Raw genomic sequence first — 19,826 nt, 5'->3', positions numbered from 1 at the left:
GGAACAGCCGCAGAGCCTTTGGGAAGAGATTATATTTCGGTAACATTCGTGAAATGAAAAGGGCGGGAATGAAAACGGATGTCAGGCGATCTTGCTACTTCAGGGCGATGAGTCCAGCGTCCGTAGGGCGGAACCCGCAGGCGTCGAAGTAGAATTGCCGGAGATGCGGGTCAAAATCCACGTGAAGCCACTCGCAGGCGGCATTTTTCGTCTGATTAACCGCCTCCCCTATCAGCACCTTTGCAATGCCCTGGCGTTGGAAAGCAGACGACACCATTGTATCGACAACAAACGCGTGGCCCCCGCCATCCCATGCGATGTTGACGAACCCGATGAGCCTCCCCAGATGGCGGGTGCACACCCAGCCGAGACTGAAGCGGTTGACCTGCGACCACCAGTCATCAGCGAGGAGCCGATGCGCAAAGCACTCGGCATGAAGGGCATTGACCTCAACATTCTCGAAGGCTCCACGCCACTCGGTCGTAAACTCGGAAGGGGTGGATTCTTGCGGTGATATCAGCTCCATTCGCATCCCTTTACTCCGGTTTCGAAGTCCGACACGTTCCGCGCCTGATCGCAAAAAAAATGCGTTTCTCACGGCGCAGACACGCCATGGCTGGATACCGGCTCAAGGCCGGCATGACGACAGAGAGGTTCAGGCCTTTGACAAAAGGGCGGGATCACTCCCGCCCTTTCTCTTTCTTTATTCCGCGGCCACTTCCGCTTCGTGGTCGGCGATGAAACCACCGGACTGGCGTCGCCACAGATCGGCATAGATGCCGCCCATCGCCACCAGCTCCGCATGGCTGCCCGCCTCGACAATCTGGCCCTTGTCGAGGATGATGAGTCGGTCCATTTCGGTCAGCGTCGAAAGGCGGTGGGCAATCGCAATCACCGTCTTGCCTTGCATCAGCGAGAACAGGTTCTCCTGGATCGCCGCTTCGACTTCACTGTCAAGTGCCGAGGTCGCCTCGTCCAGCACCAGAATCGGCGCATTCTTGAGGAACACGCGGGCAATCGCGATACGCTGGCGCTGGCCGCCTGACAGTTTCACGCCGCGTTCGCCCACCTGGGCATCGAGACCCTGGCGACCATGCATGTCGACAAGCGTTTCGATGAAATCCCAGGCATTTGCCCGCTTCGCCGCCGCGATCACCTGTTCGTCGGTGGCTTCGGGATGGCCATAGGCGATGTTGTCGCGTATCGAGCGATGCAGCAGCGAAGTATCCTGCGTCACCACGCCGATCAACTCGCGCAGGCTGTCCTGCGACACCTTCGAGATGTCCTGCCCGTCGATGGTGATCCTGCCTGCTTCCAGATCATAGAAGCGCAGCAGCAGGTTCATCAGCGTCGTCTTGCCAGCGCCTGAGCGACCGACGAGACCAACCTTCTCGCCCGGCTTGATATCAAGCGTCAGCCCGTCGATCACGCCCTTGTTCTTGCCGTAGTGGAAGCGGACATTGTCATAACGGATGGCGCCCTGCGGTGCCGCAAGCTGCGGCGCCTTGGCGACATCGACGATATCGTGCGGTTTCGTCATCATCGACATGCCGTCATAGACCGTGCCGATATTTTCAAACAGCGACGTGACTTCCCACATGATCCACTGCGACATACCGTTGACGCGCATGGCGAGGCTGATGGCGATGGCGACCGAACCGGCCGTCACCGAACCCTGCATCCAGAAATAAAGACCGAGCGCCGCCGTGGAAAACAGCACCACGGCATTGTTGAGGTCGATCAGGATGTTGAAGCTGGAGATCTTGCGCATCTGGCGGTGAACGGTTCCGAGAAACACATTCATACCCTCACGCGCATATCTCTCCTCGCGGCCCGCATGGGAAAACAGCTTGATCGTCGAGATATTGGTGTAGCTGTCGACGATCCGCCCCGTCATCATCGAGCGCGCATCGGCCTGTTCCTGCGCCAGCCGACCGAGTTTCGGCACGAAATAGGCGAGAATGCACATATAGATGCCGAGCCATGCCAGAAGCGGAATGACCAGCCGCCAGTCGGCCGCCGCCACCATGAACAACATCGAGACGACGAAGCTGATGGCATAGACGAAGACGTCAATCACCTTCAGCGCCACTTCGCGGATCGCCAGCGCCGTTTGCATCACCTTGGTCGAAACCCGGCCTGCAAATTCATTGGCGAAAAAGTTCATGGAGTGACGCAGCAGGAAACGATGCATTTTCCAGCGCGCGATCATGCCGAAATTGCCGGCAAGCGTCTGGTGCATCGTCATGGTGTGGACAGCACCCATCAGCGGCAGCACCACGAGCACCAGTCCGGCCATCACGATCAGATGCCAGCCCTCATCGGCAAAAAACGTCGCGCGATCGGCCGTGGAAAGCCAGTCGACGATATTGCCGAGGAATTTGTAGAGCATGGCTTCGGCAATGGCGATGCCCATGGACATCAGGCCAAGCAGCAGCAGCCACGGCCAGGCGGGCTTCACATAATGCCACAGGAACGGCAACAGCTTCTTCGGCGGCACATCCGGCGTCGAAGAGGGAAATGGATCGAGGCGTTTTTCAAACCAGCCAAACATAGGCCAAGCTCCGGCAATCAATCGCCCCATCGAAAGGTGAGCAAACGCAAATATGGCTCACGACGGAACGGAAAAGTCTTTGGATATGGCCGTGACAGCCACATGACGAATCGAGAAATGGGAAACGCGGTCAAACCGCGGAGTAACACCTAAGCCAGCAGCGGCACTACTGGGGCCGGGAGGCGAAAGCGAATGTGAATATCCATGAGAACCTCCCTAGCTGGTGTTGAAGATGTGGCCTTGTAGCGTAAAAATTAATCAATGACCAGTCGGAAAGATACTGGATGCGTCAGAAAACTCTCGATTGTGTCCAACAGAGCAAAATGGGCGGATTTACCCGCAAAGGTTACCGCCCATCACTCAATCTGAATATGTCGTCTTATTCGGCTGCGTCCTGCGCCTGCCCGCTTTCATATTCCGTAACGAGCTCAACCATGCCGGCCTGCGTATGACGCTTGAGTTCCCGGCGATCGCTGGGCTGCGGCGCGAAGGTGACAGTCAGACCGGTATCCCGCACCGTGCCGATGACAAAAGATGCACCCGACAGCATGCGTACACCCTCATGCAGCCACAGCGGATCGGTAGCGAAATGCTGGCCGATGCCGACGACAACGGGAATACCCTGCCAGTGCGACATGCGATCATAATGGATATGGCCCGCCAGAATGCCCATAACGTCGTGTTCGAACAGCACCTCGTCCAGCGCCTCGGTATCGTCGAAGGACAGGGATTCCCACTCCGCATCGGGACGGTCGAAATCCAGCGCCGGCGCATGGTGCATCACCAGAAGTTTCGGCAGGTCGGGATGGTTTTCGAGTTCTTCCTCGAGCCATTCGATCTGGCCGGGCTCGAAAGCGCCACCGACCTTGCCGGGAACGCTGGTATCCATGACGATGACATGGATATCCGAAATCACCTGCGAATGGTCGTAAGGTGCGTCCAGATCTTCGTGGCGGCCGAGCATGACGGGATAAAAACCGTCGCGGCGATCATGATTGCCAAGCGCGAAAAGCACCGGCACATCCAGTTCCGCCTCAGCCATCAGGCGCTTGAGTTCTTCATAGCTGCCGGCATCGCCCCGGTTGGTCAGATCGCCGCTGACCACGATGAATTCCGGCGGCGGCACCAACGCCTTGATCTGCGTGAGCGTGGCGGACAACGTAGCCGAGGTGTCGGAATAAAGATCATCATCCTGCAGCTGCGGATTGCCGATATGCAGATCGGTCAGATGGACAAAATTCACCCGTTCGGACATCGCGTCCTCCTGTTGTTATGTGCAGAAAATACGGCTCGAAAAGATATCGTGACGGCCACGACCGATGTTCCGGACAGGCCTGACGATGTGCTGGTGAATGGGTAGCCGCCCTGTGTGTCACGCGAATGAATATCCGGCCGACGACGGCACCGGAAAGGGACTTTTTGTGCCGCATCTGTTGCCCGCCCGCCGCTCGTGATAATCGGGCAGGCACTCCAATCGCCATGAGAAAACCATGCCCGAAATCAGAATCGCCCTTTATCAACCCGATATTCCCGGCAATACCGGCACCATCCTGCGATTGGCCGCCTGCCTCGGCCTCGGCGTCGATATCATCGAGCCGGCCGGCTTCGATATTTCCGACCGCAATCTGAAACGGGCGGGCATGGATTATATTGCCGCGGCGGCACTGACGCGCCATGTCAGCTGGGATCGCTTCGAGGAATGGCGTGCAGCCACCGGCCGCCGCCTTGTTCTCGCCTCCACCAAGGCCGCCCTGCCCTATACTGATATCAGCTACCGCACCGATGATATCCTGCTCTTCGGGCGGGAAAGTGCCGGCGTGCCAGACCACGTGCATGAAAAAGCGGATGAGCGAATCATCATCCCCATGGTGCCCGGACAACGCTCCATCAACGTCGCCATGTCGGCGGCGATGATCTCCGGCGAGGCCTTGCGCCAGACGGAATGGGCCTGACCTGCCATCTTTGCAGCCATTTTTTCAGGCAAATATGAAAATTGACCGATTTCATCGCGAAACTGTCGCAACATGGCCTGTACCGGACGCGTTCACGCTCCTATACTGATTAGCCGGGCAACTAAAAATCGCCCTCGCCGGGGCAATCCGCCGGCGGGTGTGAGGAGACGTAGCATGCAATCCACCATTGTCATCGTCAACCTTCTCGGCGCGGTCGCGCTGCTGCTTTTCGGCTTGGCGCAGGTCAAGGACGGCGTCACCCGCGCCTTCGGCATGAAACTCAGAAGCGTGCTGGCCACCGGCACCCAGAACGGCCCGCGTTCCTTCTTTTCCGGCTTCTTCGCCACCGTCGCGCTTCAAAGCTCGACGGCAACGGCGCTCACCGTCGCCTCCTTCGCCGAACGTGACTTCATCAAACCGCGCATGGCGCAGGTGGTGCTGCTTGGCGCCAATGTCGGCACCGCAGTCACCGCATGGATTGTGGCCGCCGGGGTGGAATGGCTGTCACCACTTTTGATCCTTTCAGGCATCATCCTCAAGAAAGGCAGTTCCAATGCCAGACAGGGCGGCGGAACGGCGGTGATTGGCATAGGCCTCATGCTCCTGTCGCTGCATCTTTTGAGCGGGGCCACCGAACCGATGCGCGCCTCCCCCGCCCTTGGCGTCTTCATCGGCCTGCTGGATGGCGCATGGCCCGTCGCGTTGATCTTTTCCGCGGTGCTGGCCTTCGTCTCCTCTTCCAGCCTTGCCGTCGTGGTGCTGATCCTGTCGCTGGCCGCCACCGGCACGCTTTCCGCCGGCCTCATCATCGTTCTCATTCTCGGCGCCAACCTCGGCGGCGCCATTCCGCCCGTCATCGCCACACTCTCCGGCCCCGCCTCTGCGCGGCGCATCACCATCGGCAACCTCGTGGTGCGTACCATCGGCTGCCTCATCGCCATGCCGCTCGCCTCTTACGGCGCGGCGTATTTGCAGCAATTGCCGCTTTCGCCCGCCAAGTTGCCAGTGGATGCGCATCTCATCTTCAACGTCATTCTGGCGGCGGTGGCCTGGCCCTTCTCCGGCCTGATATCCGACCTGATGGCGAAACTCGTGCCGGGCGATCCGAAGGCTGAAGACGGCCCGAATTTCCTCGACCAGCAGGCGCTTGATATGCCCGTCGTCGCGCTTGCCAACGCCACCCGCGAAGTCCTAAGCGTCGGCGACAGCATCGAGCGGATGCTGATCCGCGCCGAAAACGCCTTCAAGCACAATGATCTGGCGCCGCTTCAGGAAGTTTCCTTGCTCGAAAAGAAGGTCGACCGCCGCCAGCAGGAGGTGAAGGTCTATCTTTCACAACTGGGGCGCAAGGGGCTTGCCGACGAGGAAGCACGCCGTTCGATCGCCATCATCGACTATGCGATCAATCTCGAACATATCGGCGATATCATCGAAAAAGGCATCTGCGAGCAGATCCGCAAGAAGGTGCTGAACAGCTTCAAATTTTCCGACGACGGTTACGAGGAGCTGAAAACCCTGTTCGACATGACCATTGAAAATCTGCGGGCCGCGCAGAGCATTCTGGTCACCGGCGATTTCGATCTTGCTCGCCGGCTGATGGAAAGCAAGGTGGATATACGCCGCCTCGAAAAACAGTCCTCCAACCGCCATCTGGAGCGTCTGCGTGACGGGTTGGCAGAAAGCATGCAGACCAGCTCGCTGCACCTCGACATGCTGCGGGATCTGAAGCGCATCAACGCCCATATCGTTTCGGTGGCGCATCCCATTCTGGATGAAAGCGGCGTGCTGATCGAAAGCCGCCTGCGTTATGCCGAGCCGCGCGCCTGAGCCTTTCCAGGAAAAGCGGTCCTCGGTTTCCCGTCCGGAAATGCGAAACCGCTCTGAAACTCAATCGGCCGAGGGAAGCCTGCGCATGGTGAATTCAATGCGGTCGCCTTCCAGCAGCCGCCAGCTTTCCACTTCTGTCCAATAGGCGGCCTTCGGAAAGCTGTCGAACCATTCGCGCGCCTTGGCACGGGCCTCCTCACGCCCAAGACAGAAGGTCTGGCGCACGAACATGCCGTCCCGTTTTTGTTCGCCGCCGGCGCTTTCGCGTTCCTTGCGGTGATTGGCAATCCTGCGCTTCAGCCCGTCGAGGGGCGGTCCGGCAAATTTCGTCATGATATTCACCTCTGGCACCTACATCGATAAAGATAGTGTCGGCACGCCGCCTTGGCGAGTCGAATTTGTGCGCGGCGCAAACACCTGCTAGACGCGGCAGGGAACGGACTTCACCGCAGGAGAGAAGAGATATGGAACGGCCAATCTTGCCGAAGGGCTTGCCCGAGGACATCGAAGACAAGAAGGCCGTTGCCCAGGCGTGGTTCCAGCATCTGCGCGACACCATCGTCACCTCCTTCGAGACGCTCGAAAATGACCTGACCGGCCCCTTGTCGGATCAGGAGCCCGGCCGCTTCGTGCAGAAGGACTGGTTGCGTGACAATGGCGAAGGCGGCGGCGGCAGGATGTCGATGATGGAAGGCCGCGTCTTCGAAAAGGTCGGCGTGCACACTTCCACCGTCTATGGCGAATTTTCGCCGGAATTCCGCAAGCAGATACCGGGTGCGGAAGAAGACCCGCGTTTCTGGGCCTCCGGCCTCTCGCTGATCGCCCATCCGGTCAATCCCAATGTGCCGGCCGTGCACATGAACACCCGCATGGTCGTCACCACCAGCCACTGGTTCGGCGGCGGCGCGGATTTGACGCCGGTGCTGGGGCGCAGACGTGACGAACAGGACCCGGACACCCAGCTGTTCCACCGCGCCTTCGAGATCACCTGCAACCGTCATCCGGTCGCCGATTATCCGCGATACAAGACGTGGTGCGACGATTATTTCTTCCTGAAACACCGCAACGAGCCACGCGGCACCGGCGGCATCTTCTTCGACTGGCTGCACCCGGAAGAAGAAAAGGGCGGCTGGGACGCCAATTTCGCCTTTGTGCAGGATGTCGGCCGCGCCTTCAATCTGGTCTATCCGAAGATCGTCCGCGCCAATTTCAACCAGAACTGGACGGAAGAGGACCGCGACGAGCAACTTATCCGCCGCGGCCGCTACGTGGAATTCAACCTGCTTTACGATCGCGGCACCATCTTCGGCCTGAAGACGGGCGGCAACGTCGAATCGATCCTGTCGTCTTTGCCGCCGGTGGTGCGCTGGCCCTAAAAAACCTCACGCAAATTTGACGCTCATCAGCCAATTTGTCGCAAATGGCGCAAATTAGGACTTATGGAAAAATCAAGGCAGTGGTAGTCTCCTCCCGCAGACGTACTGGAGGAGCTATCGTCATGATTACTTCGAACAGCATGCCTATTTCTGCTTCCCCCGAGGCAGCACCGCAATCCATCGATACCCCTGATTTGATCGACCGCCTGGCAGCGGAAATGCGTGCCACGGGCGATCGCGAACTGCCGCATTCCTTTTATGTCGAACAGGTAAAGCGCACCCTTGCCGGACAAACGACGGCACGGCGGGCGGCCAATGACGAAATGCCTCGTACAAAAGTTCCGGCAGCCAGCACATCCTCTGTTTTCCAGTGCTGGGCGATGCCCGAATAGGGGCCTGAATAAGGTCGAAGGGCGCCGCTCTGGAACATAAGCGGCGAACATTCGTTTCTTGTGCGAGGGACAGCATGTTCATTCAATGCTGTCCCTCACTCGAAACAGGGAGGCAAAACCAATGAGACTGTTTGAATGTGGAACGCTCGTGCCCGGCTGTGCCTGGCATACACGCGCCGATGACGACGCAGAAGTTGTCCGCCGCACGGTGGAGCATATGCGCTCGGCGCATGGCGAAACCACGATCCGCGAAAATATGATCGACAACATCAAGGCCCGCATCCGCGATGAGGCAAATGCGGCTTAAGCCGAACCGCCGTCATCGCTGCGGCCTCAATTCTCCAGCATGGTTTTCAGCCGGGCGGTCAGCGCTGCCCGGTCCAGTGAGAAATTGACGTCGATCCACTTTTCCTCAAGGCTTTTCAGCACCTCGCCCACCTTCGGGCCAGATTCGACGCCGGCGGCCATCACATCCGCACCGCTCAAGGGAAATCCCGGCTTCTTGAATTTTTCCGCCCTCGTCAGCAGCGTCGAAAGACGCGCCACTTTCTGCATCGCCGCATCGCCCGCCGAAAGGTCGGCACGGGCCGAGGCAAGCGCGAGCTTCAGCCGCGTCTTCACACCCTCGACGCCCCGTCGATAAAGCAGCCGGTCAAGCGCCGTCTCCTTCATTTCAGGGTCGATAACCGGGGCGGAAGCCCAATTTGCAAGATATCCGGCCTCAGCCTTCGACAGCCTCAGGCGCGTTGCAAGCGCCGCCAACCGCTCCTTGTCGGGCGGCACGATGGCGGCAAGCCGCAACATGGGGTCCACGGCCCAGCCGAGGGACTGCTCCGTCGCCACCAGCCCGTGAATGGCATCGATGCCCCATTTCTCCGTTTCGGGCAGAATTTCCGCCAGAACACCCGATTGCCGCATCCACAGCAGGGCGCGGGAAGGATCGCGGGCGGAAAGCAGCTTTTTCAGCTCGCTCCAGACGCGCTCGGCCGAAAGCGTACCAAGCTTGTCCTTGGCCCGCGCGCTTGCCCGAAGACCATCTGCATCGGGGCGACCTGAGCCATAATGAGCGAAAAACCGGAAAAACCGGAGAATCCGCAGATAATCTTCCGAAATCCGCATCGCCGCATCGCCGATAAAGCGCACCGTGCGGGTTTCCACATCCGGAAGGCCATCGATGAGATCGATGATCTCACCCTTCTCGTCGGCATAAAGAGCATTGATGGTGAGGTCCCGCCGCTCGGCATCGGTCTGCCAGTCGGTGCCGAAGGCAACCTGCGCGTGGCGGCCATTGGTCTCGACATCACGGCGCAAAGTCGTGACTTCAAAACCTTCGCCATCGATCACCAGCGTTACCGTGCCGTGTTCGATGCCGGTCGGCACCGCCTTGATGCCCGCCGCCTTCGCCCGCTGAACCACCACATCAGGGGTAAGCGTCGTTGCCATGTCGACATCGACGACCGGCAGGTCCATCAGCGCATTGCGCACCGCGCCGCCGACGATCCGCACCTCGCCGCCATCGGCATTCAGAAGCGTGAAGATGCGCTTCAGCGCCGGTTTTTCGAACCAGTCACGCCCGGCAAGGCTATTCATGTATAAAACCTCTCGTAAATCGTCCTGACGATGCCCGCCGTAATGCCCCAAATGTAGCGTTCGCCATAGGGCATTTCGTAGAAAAACCGCTCCTTCCCCTGAAAGATGCGGCTGCCGCGCCCGTGATTGACCGGGTCCATCAAAAAGGACAGCGGCACCTCGAAAACCTCATCCACCTCCGTGGGATTAAGCGTCAAATCAAAGCCGGGACGGACGACGGACAGTACCGGCTTGATGCGAAAACCGGTCCCGGAAATATAATCCGGCAGTCGTCCGACCGTTTCCACGAAGGACCTGGAAAGGCCGATCTCCTCTTCCGTCTCGCGCAGTGCTGCCTCTTCCGGCGTGCGGTCCTCGGCATCGATGCCGCCGCCCGGAAAGGAAATCTGGCCTGAATGTTGGCGCAGGGTTGCTGTGCGCTGGGTAAAGATCACCCGCGCATCGTTGCCATCGTCGATAACCGGTATCAGCACTGCGGCATCCTTCAGCCGAATGCCGTTGCCAGAGAGCACCACGCCCGGATTGAGCACATGGTCGCCATTTTCCCGCTCGGCCACGCCCTCGCCTTCCTGCAGCACACGGCGGCGGAAATCGGCGGCGGTAAAAGCCTTGAGGCCCGTTGTCATCATCGTCATTGTGAAAGCCGTTCCAGTTCCTTTGCGGGCATCACCGGAAAGATTACCCCGCCCGAGCGCACCGCAAACATCTCGACGCCATCCACGTCGATCACCTCGCCGAGCGCAACGAGATCATACATCACGGCCCGCGAGACGAGCGCCTCCAACCGGCCGCGCACCAGAAGATAGGGTTTCAATTCGCGGTTTTCACCGAAAATTTCAAAGCGCAGCGGATGCTCCGGCCCCGCCTCCACAACGTCGCCGACATTGGTGCGAAAGGTCAGCAAGGATTCGCCATCCTCGACACCCGCATTCACCGTCATTTCCACCGCGACGAATGGTGCATCCACCACCCGGATGCCGACTTTTTCCACAGGAGTTACAAGATAGGTCTTGCCGTCCTCATCCTTGCGCAGAACGGTGGAAAACAGCCGCACCAGCGGCGCCCTGCCGATGGGGGTGCCGAGGTAGAACCAGGTGCCATCGGCGCGGATTTCCATGTCGAGATCGCCGCAAAAGGGCGGATTCCAGCGATCCACCGGGGCCGGCCCGCGCTTGGCGTCGCCGGTCTGTTCGGCGGCGCGGGAAATCATCGCCGCAAGCCCGGCCGCATCATCAGCCGAATTTATCGTCTCCGCTGCCATATTCGAGTCTCGCTTTGCCGATAAGGAAATACTAAGTCACGACATAGTCATTCGAATGGCGCTTGTCAGCGGCCAAGAGAGCAATAAGCTATATGCAGCGCAAAATCCGTCCCGGCCGACTGCCAGCAAAACCGGGATGCGACTGTGACAGCGGCGAAGGTATGAGGAGAGCGACATGGGCGTGATGAATACCGGCGAAACCCTCGATGAAAAGGCCATCGTCGCCGCGGCCGAAAAGGCGCTTTCCGACATCGCGGCCATCCGCACGGAAGTCTCCAAGGTCATTTTCGGCCAGGAAAAAGTGGTGCAGAACACGCTTCTCGCCATCCTCTCCGGCGGCCATGCGCTGCTCGTCGGCGTTCCCGGCCTCGCCAAGACCAAGCTCGTCACCACGCTCGGCACCGTGCTTGGCCTGGATGCCAACCGCATCCAGTTCACACCGGACCTGATGCCGTCGGATATTCTCGGTTCCGAAGTCATGGATCAGGACGAGAACGGCCGCCGTTCCTTCCGTTTCATCAAGGGTCCGATTTTCGGCCAGCTGCTGATGGCCGATGAAATCAACCGCGCCAGCCCGCGCACGCAGTCCGCACTTTTGCAGGCCATGCAGGAATATCACATCACCATGGCCGGCCAGACCTATGAGCTGCCGAAGCCGTTCCATGTTCTCGCCACCCAGAACCCGCTGGAACAGGAAGGCACCTATCCGCTGCCCGAAGCCCAGCTCGACCGCTTCCTGCTGCAGGTGGATGTCGGTTATCCCGAACTTGCCGCCGAACGCCAGATTCTTCTCGATACGACGGGCACCGCCTCCGGCGAAGCGCGCGGCGTGATCGATGCCGGGCGCCTGATGGAAATCCAGGCCCTCATCCGCCAGATGCCGGTCAGCGACAGGGTCGTGGATGCGATCCTCTCGCTCGTCCGCTCCGCCCGCCCCGGCCATGGCAACAAATTGACCGACAAGCACGTTGTCTGGGGACCAGGTCCGCGCGCCGGCCAGTCGCTGATGCTGACGGCTCGCGCCCGTGCGCTCTACGAAGGCCGGCTCGCCCCGTCGCTGGACGATGTCCATGCGCTGGCTGAACCGGTTCTGGAACACCGCATGGCGCTGACCTTTGCGGCCCGCGCCGAAGGCATGTCGGTGCGCGATGTCATCGCAGCCCTCGTGGAGCAGGCGAAGAACTAAAAAGACGCGTGCCTAACCTTTCGCGAAAGGAGTGCCTGTGGCATCCATCGGCCAGATCGTAGACAAGACGCCGGGTAGCGAAGTTCTGGCGCGCGCGCGCCAGCGTGCCGCACTGGTGCCGGACTGCATGGTCGAGGCAAAGCGCATCGCCAACACCGTCACCGCCGGCTGGCACGGCCGCCGCAAGCGCGGCATCGGCGAAAATTTCTGGCAGTTCCGCCCCTATGCCGAAGGCGAAAGCCTGTCGCGCATCGACTGGCGGCGCTCCGCCCGCGACGACCATACCTATGTGCGTGACCGGGAATGGGAAGCCGCCCACACCATCTGGCTTTGGGCCGACATGTCGCCATCGATGATGTTCAAATCCACCCTCGGCTCTGTCTCCAAGGAAAGCCGGGCGCTGGTGCTGATGCTGGCGCTGGCGGAAATCCTCGCACGCTCGGGCGAGCGCATCGGCTGCCCCGGCATCATGGAGCCGGTCTCGGCCAGAAACGCCGCCGAGAGGCTCGCCGCCGCCATCATGCATGCGCCGCTCACCACAGGCATGCCGGAAACGGGCATGATCCGCGGCGCGAGCGATATCGTCCTCATCGGCGATTTTCTCGATGATGCGAAAAACGTGATGGAGCGGATTTCGCCTCTGGCGCGACGTGGCCTGCGCGGCCATGTGGTGGAAATCGCCGATCCGGCCGAGGAAACCTTCCCCTATTCCGGCCGTACGGAATTCACCGATCCGGAAACCGGCGAAAAACTGGTGTCCGGCCGCGCCGAGACCATTCGTGAGGATTACACTCGCGCCTATCTCGCAAGGCGCGAGGCGCTGTCCTCATCGCTGCGCCGTCTCGGCTGGAACTTCGTCTTCCACCGCACCGATCATCTCGCTTCCGAGGCGCTTGTGGCCGTTCACATGTATCTTTCCGGCGCGCCAGCGCAAGACGGTGGGCACCGATGAGCGCATTGCCTTTCGTCTTCACCAGCCCCTATATCCTCTTCGGCCTCTTGGCGCTGCCCGCCATCTGGTGGCTGCTGCGGCTCACCCCGCCACGCCCCAAGGCGGAAGTCTTTCCGCCACTGAAGATATTGGCGACGGTGCTGAAGCGCGAGGAAACGCCATCGAAAAGCCCGTGGTGGCTGACCCTTTTGCGCATGGCGCTGGCCGCCGCCGTGATTTTTGCGCTGGCCGATCCGGTGGTGAACCCGCGCAACAACAGCATTGCTGGCAGCGGCCCGCTGGTGCTGTTGGTCGATAATGGCTGGGCCTCCGCACCCGACTGGGAAAGGCGCGTGGCCACCGCTCAGGCCCTGATCGGCGATGCGGAGCGGGCCGACCGCCCCGTCTCCATCAGCTTCACCGCCGATGCCGAACATGATGCCGTCTCGGGAACGACAGCCGTGGCGCTGGACAAGCTTGCCGCCGCCAAGCCGAAACCGCTGATACCGGACCGCGTGCGCACGGCCGAAGCCATCACCGAGGCGCTGAACGGCACGACCCCCGGCACGCTCGCTTATATTGCCGATGGTGTTCAGACCGCGCAGGATGAAAACGCGATGAGAACGCTTGCCAGCCTCTCACCCGCCGAATTCCGCATCGTGAAGGGCGACGGCAAGGCCATCGCCGCCATTACCGGCGCCACCAACAATGCCGATGCCATGAGCGTCACGCTTTCGCGGCTCGACACGGCCGAAGCCGCCCGGCTGACCGTCAATGCGCAAGACAGCCAGGGCCGCATCCTCGCCAATGGCATCGCGAACTTCGCGCCCGGCGCGGCCGAAACCACGGCAACGGTGGAAGCCCCCTTCGAACTGCGCAACGATTTTGCCCGCCTGTCCCTCGAAGGCGTGTCGACGGCGGGTGCGGTGCATCTTCTCGACGACGGCTTCCGCCGCCGTCGCGTGGCGCTGCTGGCCGGTGAAACCGGCAATGATTTCCAACCGCTGCTACAACCGCTTTATTACATCAGCCGCGCGCTTCAGCCTTTTGCCGATCTCATCCCGCAGCGGCAGGCCGATCTGGCGCAGGCGATCCCGGAAATCCTGCAATCCAACCCCTCCGTCATCGTCATGGCCGATATCGGCCGCCTGCCGCAGGAAACCTATGAGCCGATGCAGCGTTGGCTCGCCGGCGGCGGCACGCTCATCCGTTTCGCCGGGCCGCGCCTTGCCGCAGCCCCTGCAGACGATCCTCTGGTGCCGGTGACGCTCAGGCAGGGCGAACGTGCGCTTGGTGGCGCGCTCTCCTGGGCCGAGCCGCAGCCGCTTGCCGATTTCCCGAATTTCGGCGCTTTCGCCGGCATGCCGAAGGCGGATGGCATTCTCGTCAAACGCCAGGTTCTGGCCGAACCGACACCTGATCTGGCGGAACGCACATGGGCAAGCCTTGCCGATGGCACGCCGCTCGTCACCACCCGCACTGTCGAGGCTGGCCGCATCGTGCTCTTCCATGTCAGCGCTGAAGCAAGCTGGTCCGACCTGCCGATCTCGGGCCATTTCGTCGATATGCTGCGCCGTATCGTGCAATTGTCGAAGGCGGGCGGCGCTTCCGCCAACGCAAACGCCCCGGCCGCCGCCCTGCCCCCGTTCCGGCTGCTGACGGCCGAAGGCGCGCTTTCAGCCGAAATCGGCACTGCCCGGCCGCTGGAAATGCGCGCCGGCCAGCCGCCCCGCACCGGTTTCGACAATCCCCCCGGCCTCTATGGCACAGAGGATGGTTTCGTGGCTCTCAACCTCCTGCCGGCAGGTGCGACGCTGCGCCCGCTCGATACGTCCGTCGCCGGTGTCAGCACCACCAGCGAAGCGCTGATCGGCGAAACGGCGAAATCGCTGCGCCCGGCCCTGTTCATCGCCGCCTTTCTGATGCTGATTGCCGACAGCCTGATCGTGCTCTTCATGAACGGCGCCTTCGCACGCCTGCCGAAAGCCCGCAGCGCCACCGCCGCTACAATCCTCTTGGCCTTGGGCGCCTTTGCCGCCATGTCGCCAACGGATGCCCGCGCCGACGATCCGAAACCCGGCGACGAGCAGATTTTCGAGCGGCTGGATACGACGCATCTCGCTTATGTCCGCACCGGCGAAGACGATGTCGACCGCATTTCCGAGCAGGGTCTCCAAGGTCTCAGCGAATTCCTGACCTGGCGCACGACGCTGGAACCCGGTCAGCCGGTTGGCCTCGACATCTCCAAGGATGAATTGTCCTTCTATCCCATCATCTACTGGCCGGTTTCCGCCACGGCACCCATGCCGTCCAGCGCCGCCATATCGCGCATCGACGCCTATATGCGCGCCGGCGGCACGGTTTTGTTTGATACACGCGACCAGTTCACGTCGCTCGACACCGGCACGACAAGCGCTAATGGCGAGCGTTTGCAGGCGATCCTCGCCAATATCGATATTCCGCCGCTGGAGCCTGTGCCGGAAGATCACGTGCTGACGCGCTCCTTCTACCTGCTCACCAATTTCCCCGGCCGTTACAATGGTTCGCCGCTCTGGGTGGAATCCCGTCAGGGCGCGGCGAAGACCACCTCGGGCCTCTCCTCTTCCGGCGATGGCGTGACGCCGATCATGATAACGGGCAATGATTTCGCCGGCGCCTGGGCCGTCGATCCGCAGGGCGCACCGGTTCTGCCAACCGTGCCGCCGGACGAGATGCAGCGCGAACATGCCTTCCGCTCCGGCGTCAACATCATGATGTATATGTTGACCGGCAACTACAAGGCCGATCAGGTCCACGTTCCCGCACTTCTCGAACGGTTGGGGCAGTGACATGACATTGACCTTCTCCCCATTCCTGCCGTGGATCGTGATCGCCGTTCTGGCCGTCGCCGCTCTTGCGCTCTCCTTCATCGGCCTGTGGCGTGGCGTGCGTGGCGCATGGCTGCGCGGGCTGGCGCTTGCCGCCTTGCTGGCTGCCATCGCCAATCCGCTTCTGACGCAGGAGGAGCGCGAGCCGCTTTCCACCATCGTGCCCGTCATCGTCGATCGCTCGCAGAGCCAGGACGTGCAGGACCGGCCACAAATGACCGATACCGCGCTGGAGACGCTGAAAGACCGGCTGTCCCGCTTCCCGCGCATCGAACCACGCATCGTCGAAGTGCGCGACGATGGCGAGAGTGATTCGCCCTCGACGCAGCTTTTTTCGGCGCTCTCCTCCGCCGTGTCAGATGTCTCGCCGTCCCGTGTCGGCGGTGCGATCTTCCTCAGCGACGGCCAGATTCACGATATCCCGAATGCCCTGCCCAACGCCGAACAGGCGCTGGGCTTCCGCGCCCCCGTGCACGGGCTGATCACCGGCAAGGCCGATGAGTTTGACCGCCGTATCGAGATCGTCCGCGCCCCACGCTTCGGCATCGTCAACGAGGAACAGCAGCTGACGCTGCGCGTCTTTGACGACGGTCGCCCCGCAGGCGGCGGTGCGGCGGAAGTGACAGTGAAGATGAATGGCGAAGAAATCGCCACGCTTCAGGCCACACCCGGCCAGCCGACGCCGTTCAGCTTCAAGGTTCCGCGTGGCGGCAACAATGTCATGGAATTTTCCGTCGCCGAGCTTCCCGGCGAAGTGACGGCCGCCAACAACCGCGCCGTGCACCTGATCGAAGGCATCCGCCAGAACCTGCGCGTGCTGCTGGTCTCCGGCGAGCCGCATGCCGGCGAACGGGCGTGGCGTAACCTGCTGAAATCCGACGCCTCGGTCGATCTGGTGCATTTCACCATTCTGCGCCCGCCGGAAAAACAGGACGGCACGCCGATCAACGAACTCTCGCTGATCGCCTTCCCCACCCGCGAATTGTTCGTCGAAAAGATCGAGGATTTCGACCTCATCATTTTCGACCGCTACCAGCATCGCGGCGTGCTGCCGATCCTCTATTACGATTACATCGCCCAATATGTCGAAAAGGGCGGCGCGCTCTTGATCGCCGCCGGGCCGGAACATGCCGGTCAGGATTCGATCGCCATGACGCCGCTCGCCTCCGTTCTGCCGGCACAGCCGACCGGTCAGGTGCATCAGGCCGCCTTCTATCCGCGCCTTTCGGAAGCGGGCAAAAAACACCCCGTCACCCGCGGGCTGGATGGATCTGGCGTTGAGCCGCCGCAATGGGGCCGCTGGTTCCGCACCATCAGCGTCGACCCGCCGCAGGGCCAGACCGTGATGCTGGGCGACGGGCAGGACCCGCTGCTGGTGCTCAACCGTCAGGGCGAAGGCCGTGTGGCCATGCTGCTGTCCGATCAGGGCTGGCTCTGGGCGCGCGGTTATGAAGGCGGCGGCCCGCATGTGGCGCTTTACCGCCGCATCGCCCACTGGCTGATGAAAGAGCCGGAGCTTGAAGAAGAAGCACTGACGGCACGGGCCAATGGCCGCACATTGCAAATCACCCGCCAGACCATCGGCGACGATCCCGGTCAGGCAAGCCTGCGCTTCCCTTCCGGCAAGACCGAGAACATGGCCTTCACCAGCACCGAGCCCGGCCTCTACAGGATCGAGCGCCGTATGGACGAAACCGGCCTGTTCGAGATCAAAAACGGCGATTTCACCACCCTCGTCCATGTCGGCGCGGTGGATGCGCCGGAATTCAAGGCGATGATCTCGACCACCGAAACGCTGAAACCGCTGGCCGACGCCACCAGGGGCAGCGTGCACCGTGTCGCCGATAATTCCGGCCGCATCGCGCTGCCCGATATATTGCCGGTGCGGGGTGACATCAGGGTTGCCGACGAGGATCGCATGCTGATACGTCTGACCGACGAGACAGTGCTGAAAGGTGTCAACACCCTGCCGCTGTTTGCCGGTTTTGCCGGGCTTGCCGCCCTGCTGCTTGCCTTCTCCGCGCTCTGGTGGCGTGAAGGGCGGTAAGGGCGTTTCCAGCGAAGAGCTTAAGGCGCTTCACGTCTCGGAACGGAAAACGGGAAGCGGCCGCCGCCCGGCGGCCTGGGAAGATGAACATGAATTTCGTTTTGAGCGACGTCGCGGATGCAGAGGCCGAAAAGGCCATCCGCGATCCGCTGGTGGCCTATAATCTCGCCCGTTTCGGCGAAAGCGACAAACGCGACCTCAACATCACCATCCGCGATGACGAGAACACTGTGACAGGCGGTCTGGTGGGATATACCGGCCGCGGCTGGCTTTATGTGCAGCTTCTCTTCGTGCCGGAAACCATGCGCGGTCAGGGCACAGCTGCGAAGCTGCTTGCAATGGCGGAGGAGGAAGCCAGAAAGCGCGGCTGCATGGGGGCCTATATCGACACGATGAACCCGGATGCCCTGAGAACCTACGAACGCTACGGCTTCACCAGGATCGGCTCGCTCGGCCCCCTTTCCAGCGGCCAATCGATCACCTGGCTCGAGAAACGCTTCTAGCAGGCTGTTGAAAATCGTAGACGATCGCGCACGTCGTTACCCCCTCTGTCCTGCCGGACATCTCCCCCTCAAGGGGGGAGATCGGCAAGAGGCTTTCTCGCCGCTTCATTCTCGACCGTCGAGAGGTGCGAGACATCGCCACGGAACAATCTCCCCCCTTGAGGGGGAGATGTCCGGCAGGACAGAGGGGGTATAACGACACCCAGCGCCGTCGATGATTTCAAGTGTCGCGTACTGTGGAAGCAGATTAAATGCGACGCGCTTTATCTCTTTGTTTTTGTGCATGTCTCCCAAAACCGCTGCACAGTTTTGGGAGACATGCTCTAGGCGGCGATCCCCGAGACCCCAACATCCACATTGCGAACCATGGCCTCGCGGATTTGCTGGCGAAGCCACACGGCCCCGGCATCCGCGTCGGTCTGCAATGTCCAGACCATGGCAACGGGCGGGAAATTGAGCGTTACGGGCACCGGGCTTATCTCCAATCCGAGCATCGGCGCATAACGCAGCGCGATGCGCGAGGACACGGTGGCCAGCACCGCCGAAGATCGCGCCGTTGCCAGAACCGAGAGGAAATCAGGTGCGGCTGCGACCACATCGATTTCCAATCCGCTGAGTTCCAGCGCATCCTTGATGCAGCCATGCAGGCTGTCCGTCTGCGAGATAACCGCGTGTTTGGCCTCCATATAGGCGTCCAGTCCCACGGGATTGGGCAGATCGAGCAGGGCCGGGTTGAAACAGCAAAGCACGCTGGAGGAATAGAGCGGCTCGCAATGGTGACGCTGCTCTTTCGAATAGGTGCATCCCACCGCCATGTCGATCACACCCGTATCCAGCATCGCCGTGATTTCCTGCTCCTGCCCGCTGCGGGCGAGAATGCGGATGCCCGGGGCGATCTCGCGCAACCGCGCTGTCAGGTCCGGCAGCAGCAACAGTTCCACCTCGCTCGACAGGCCCAGCCGGAAGGTGCGTCGCTCCGTTGCCGGATCGAAAACATCCACAGTCATCACCGCCGCCTGCGCCTGCCGGAGCGCCTGCCGCACCGACCCGGCCAGATTAAGCGCCCGCGCCGTCGGCTTCATTTCCTGTCCCACGCGGATGAAAAGCTCATCCTGAAACAGCGTCCGCAGGGTGGAGATGTTGTGGCTCATGGCCGGCTGCTGGATTTTCAGCCGCCGCGCGGCGCGCGTGACATTCATTTCCTCCATCATCGCATCGAAAGCGATGAGAAGATTGAGGTCGAAGGAACGGAGATTGAAATGATCGATAGTTTGCATAAGTCACATCGATTTGATTGCTGGCCTCCCTACACTTAGCTGGAGTTCGGAAACTTTCAAGAC

Annotated in this window: 18 protein-coding genes; 10 read left to right on the top strand and 8 right to left on the bottom strand. The window is 61.2% G+C overall.

Annotated elements, in window-relative coordinates:
* Positions 1–94: 94 nt before the first annotated feature.
* From ACQZ5F_RS01715 to ACQZ5F_RS01705, 3 genes are all read right to left on the bottom strand, one after another.
* Complete coding sequence (locus ACQZ5F_RS01715; RefSeq protein WP_225246582.1) at positions 95–526, bottom strand: GNAT family N-acetyltransferase; 432 nt, start codon at positions 524–526, stop codon at positions 95–97.
* A gap of 177 nt (positions 527–703) precedes the next feature.
* A complete protein-coding gene (locus tag ACQZ5F_RS01710; protein ID WP_225339670.1) occupies positions 704–2,554 on the bottom strand; it encodes an ABC transporter ATP-binding protein in 1,851 nt (616 codons plus the stop codon).
* 379 nt (positions 2,555–2,933) lie between these two features.
* Positions 2,934–3,809: a phosphodiesterase gene (locus tag ACQZ5F_RS01705; protein WP_225339669.1), complete on the bottom strand. Its 876-nt coding sequence runs from the start codon at positions 3,807–3,809 to the stop codon at positions 2,934–2,936.
* A 235-nt stretch (positions 3,810–4,044) separates the two neighbouring features.
* Here ACQZ5F_RS01705 and ACQZ5F_RS01700 point away from each other — a divergent pair, with 235 nt between their 5' ends.
* Both ACQZ5F_RS01700 and ACQZ5F_RS01695 read left to right on the top strand, forming a co-directional pair.
* A complete protein-coding gene (locus tag ACQZ5F_RS01700; RefSeq protein ID WP_046797945.1) occupies positions 4,045–4,506 on the top strand; it encodes a tRNA (cytidine(34)-2'-O)-methyltransferase in 462 nt (153 codons plus the stop codon).
* 174 nt (positions 4,507–4,680) lie between these two features.
* Positions 4,681–6,333 (top strand): Na/Pi cotransporter family protein, encoded by a 1,653-nt coding sequence (locus ACQZ5F_RS01695; protein ID WP_448731016.1) that lies wholly within the window; start codon positions 4,681–4,683, stop codon positions 6,331–6,333.
* Between the two features lie 60 nt (positions 6,334–6,393).
* Here the strand turns inward: ACQZ5F_RS01695 and ACQZ5F_RS01690 are convergent, their stop codons facing one another.
* Entirely contained in the window at positions 6,394–6,666 is a 273-nt protein-coding gene (locus tag ACQZ5F_RS01690) for a hypothetical protein (protein ID WP_046797943.1), read from the bottom strand.
* Positions 6,667–6,797: 131 nt separating this feature from the next.
* Here ACQZ5F_RS01690 and hemF point away from each other — a divergent pair, with 131 nt between their 5' ends.
* The 3 genes from hemF (at position 6,798) to ACQZ5F_RS01675 (ending at position 8,408) form a co-directional block, all read left to right on the top strand.
* The gene (hemF, locus tag ACQZ5F_RS01685) at positions 6,798–7,709 is read left to right on the top strand and encodes an oxygen-dependent coproporphyrinogen oxidase (protein WP_225339668.1); all 912 of its coding nucleotides are present in this window, start codon (positions 6,798–6,800) and stop codon (positions 7,707–7,709) included.
* A gap of 122 nt (positions 7,710–7,831) precedes the next feature.
* The gene (locus tag ACQZ5F_RS01680) at positions 7,832–8,101 is read left to right on the top strand and encodes a hypothetical protein (RefSeq protein WP_046797941.1); all 270 of its coding nucleotides are present in this window, start codon (positions 7,832–7,834) and stop codon (positions 8,099–8,101) included.
* A gap of 121 nt (positions 8,102–8,222) precedes the next feature.
* Entirely contained in the window at positions 8,223–8,408 is a 186-nt protein-coding gene (locus ACQZ5F_RS01675) for a DUF1059 domain-containing protein (RefSeq protein ID WP_046797940.1), read from the top strand.
* A 26-nt stretch (positions 8,409–8,434) separates the two neighbouring features.
* Here ACQZ5F_RS01675 and ACQZ5F_RS01670 read toward each other — a convergent pair whose 3' ends face one another.
* The 3 genes from ACQZ5F_RS01670 to ACQZ5F_RS01660 are packed head-to-tail and all read right to left on the bottom strand — an operon-like array spanning position 8,435 to position 10,952.
* Positions 8,435–9,691, bottom strand: coding sequence for a CCA tRNA nucleotidyltransferase (locus tag ACQZ5F_RS01670; protein WP_225339667.1), 1,257 nt, complete (start codon positions 9,689–9,691; stop codon positions 8,435–8,437).
* The gene (locus tag ACQZ5F_RS01665) at positions 9,688–10,326 is read right to left on the bottom strand and encodes an NUDIX hydrolase (protein ID WP_046797938.1); all 639 of its coding nucleotides are present in this window, start codon (positions 10,324–10,326) and stop codon (positions 9,688–9,690) included. Before ACQZ5F_RS01665 ends, ACQZ5F_RS01670 begins: the two co-directional genes overlap by 4 nt.
* A complete protein-coding gene (locus ACQZ5F_RS01660; RefSeq protein WP_137084976.1) occupies positions 10,323–10,952 on the bottom strand; it encodes a DUF1285 domain-containing protein in 630 nt (209 codons plus the stop codon). The genes ACQZ5F_RS01665 and ACQZ5F_RS01660 overlap by 4 nt, the downstream gene beginning before the upstream one ends.
* Before the next feature lie 175 nt (positions 10,953–11,127).
* Between ACQZ5F_RS01660 and ACQZ5F_RS01655 the strand changes: the two genes are divergently transcribed.
* The 5 genes from ACQZ5F_RS01655 to ACQZ5F_RS01635 all read left to right on the top strand — a co-directional run bounded on the left by ACQZ5F_RS01655 (position 11,128) and on the right by ACQZ5F_RS01635 (position 18,486).
* Entirely contained in the window at positions 11,128–12,138 is a 1,011-nt protein-coding gene (locus ACQZ5F_RS01655; RefSeq protein WP_225339666.1) for an AAA family ATPase, read from the top strand.
* Between the two features lie 37 nt (positions 12,139–12,175).
* A complete protein-coding gene (locus ACQZ5F_RS01650; RefSeq protein WP_052818086.1) occupies positions 12,176–13,090 on the top strand; it encodes a DUF58 domain-containing protein in 915 nt (304 codons plus the stop codon).
* Complete coding sequence (locus ACQZ5F_RS01645; protein WP_225339665.1) at positions 13,087–15,897, top strand: DUF4159 domain-containing protein; 2,811 nt, start codon at positions 13,087–13,089, stop codon at positions 15,895–15,897. Before ACQZ5F_RS01650 ends, ACQZ5F_RS01645 begins: the two co-directional genes overlap by 4 nt.
* A gap of 1 nt (position 15,898) precedes the next feature.
* Positions 15,899–17,983 (top strand): hypothetical protein, encoded by a 2,085-nt coding sequence (locus ACQZ5F_RS01640; protein WP_225339664.1) that lies wholly within the window; start codon positions 15,899–15,901, stop codon positions 17,981–17,983.
* Positions 17,984–18,072: 89 nt separating this feature from the next.
* Complete coding sequence (locus tag ACQZ5F_RS01635) at positions 18,073–18,486, top strand: GNAT family N-acetyltransferase (protein ID WP_225246589.1); 414 nt, start codon at positions 18,073–18,075, stop codon at positions 18,484–18,486.
* Positions 18,487–18,809: 323 nt separating this feature from the next.
* Here ACQZ5F_RS01635 and ACQZ5F_RS01630 read toward each other — a convergent pair whose 3' ends face one another.
* Positions 18,810–19,763 (bottom strand): LysR family transcriptional regulator, encoded by a 954-nt coding sequence (locus tag ACQZ5F_RS01630; RefSeq protein WP_448731017.1) that lies wholly within the window; start codon positions 19,761–19,763, stop codon positions 18,810–18,812.
* Between the last annotated feature and the right edge of the window lie 63 nt (positions 19,764–19,826).

Source organism: Agrobacterium sp. 22-210-1, assembly GCF_053522525.1.
The sequence above is the reverse complement of the archived record's forward strand: the minus strand, read 5'-3'. Positions and strand labels throughout refer to the sequence as shown.

What these genes read in the sequence shown, in the direction of transcription:
- ACQZ5F_RS01690 (WP_046797943.1), bottom strand. Translation starts at nt 6,666, where the DNA reads ATGACGAAATTTGCCGGACCGCCCCTCGACGGGCTGAAGCGCAGGATT.
- ACQZ5F_RS01645 (WP_225339665.1), top strand. Translation starts at nt 13,087, where the DNA reads ATGAGCGCATTGCCTTTCGTCTTCACCAGCCCCTATATCCTCTTCGGC.
- ACQZ5F_RS01680 (WP_046797941.1), top strand. Translation starts at nt 7,832, where the DNA reads ATGATTACTTCGAACAGCATGCCTATTTCTGCTTCCCCCGAGGCAGCA.
- ACQZ5F_RS01700 (WP_046797945.1), top strand. Translation starts at nt 4,045, where the DNA reads ATGCCCGAAATCAGAATCGCCCTTTATCAACCCGATATTCCCGGCAAT.
- ACQZ5F_RS01675 (WP_046797940.1), top strand. Translation starts at nt 8,223, where the DNA reads ATGAGACTGTTTGAATGTGGAACGCTCGTGCCCGGCTGTGCCTGGCAT.
- ACQZ5F_RS01630 (WP_448731017.1), bottom strand. Translation starts at nt 19,763, where the DNA reads ATGCAAACTATCGATCATTTCAATCTCCGTTCCTTCGACCTCAATCTT.
- ACQZ5F_RS01665 (WP_046797938.1), bottom strand. Translation starts at nt 10,326, where the DNA reads ATGACGATGATGACAACGGGCCTCAAGGCTTTTACCGCCGCCGATTTC.
- ACQZ5F_RS01695 (WP_448731016.1), top strand. Translation starts at nt 4,681, where the DNA reads ATGCAATCCACCATTGTCATCGTCAACCTTCTCGGCGCGGTCGCGCTG.
- ACQZ5F_RS01640 (WP_225339664.1), top strand. Translation starts at nt 15,899, where the DNA reads ATGACATTGACCTTCTCCCCATTCCTGCCGTGGATCGTGATCGCCGTT.
- hemF (WP_225339668.1), top strand. Translation starts at nt 6,798, where the DNA reads ATGGAACGGCCAATCTTGCCGAAGGGCTTGCCCGAGGACATCGAAGAC.
- ACQZ5F_RS01710 (WP_225339670.1), bottom strand. Translation starts at nt 2,554, where the DNA reads ATGTTTGGCTGGTTTGAAAAACGCCTCGATCCATTTCCCTCTTCGACG.
- ACQZ5F_RS01670 (WP_225339667.1), bottom strand. Translation starts at nt 9,691, where the DNA reads ATGAATAGCCTTGCCGGGCGTGACTGGTTCGAAAAACCGGCGCTGAAG.
- ACQZ5F_RS01660 (WP_137084976.1), bottom strand. Translation starts at nt 10,952, where the DNA reads ATGGCAGCGGAGACGATAAATTCGGCTGATGATGCGGCCGGGCTTGCG.
- ACQZ5F_RS01655 (WP_225339666.1), top strand. Translation starts at nt 11,128, where the DNA reads ATGGGCGTGATGAATACCGGCGAAACCCTCGATGAAAAGGCCATCGTC.
- ACQZ5F_RS01635 (WP_225246589.1), top strand. Translation starts at nt 18,073, where the DNA reads ATGAATTTCGTTTTGAGCGACGTCGCGGATGCAGAGGCCGAAAAGGCC.
- ACQZ5F_RS01715 (WP_225246582.1), bottom strand. Translation starts at nt 526, where the DNA reads ATGGAGCTGATATCACCGCAAGAATCCACCCCTTCCGAGTTTACGACC.
- ACQZ5F_RS01705 (WP_225339669.1), bottom strand. Translation starts at nt 3,809, where the DNA reads ATGTCCGAACGGGTGAATTTTGTCCATCTGACCGATCTGCATATCGGC.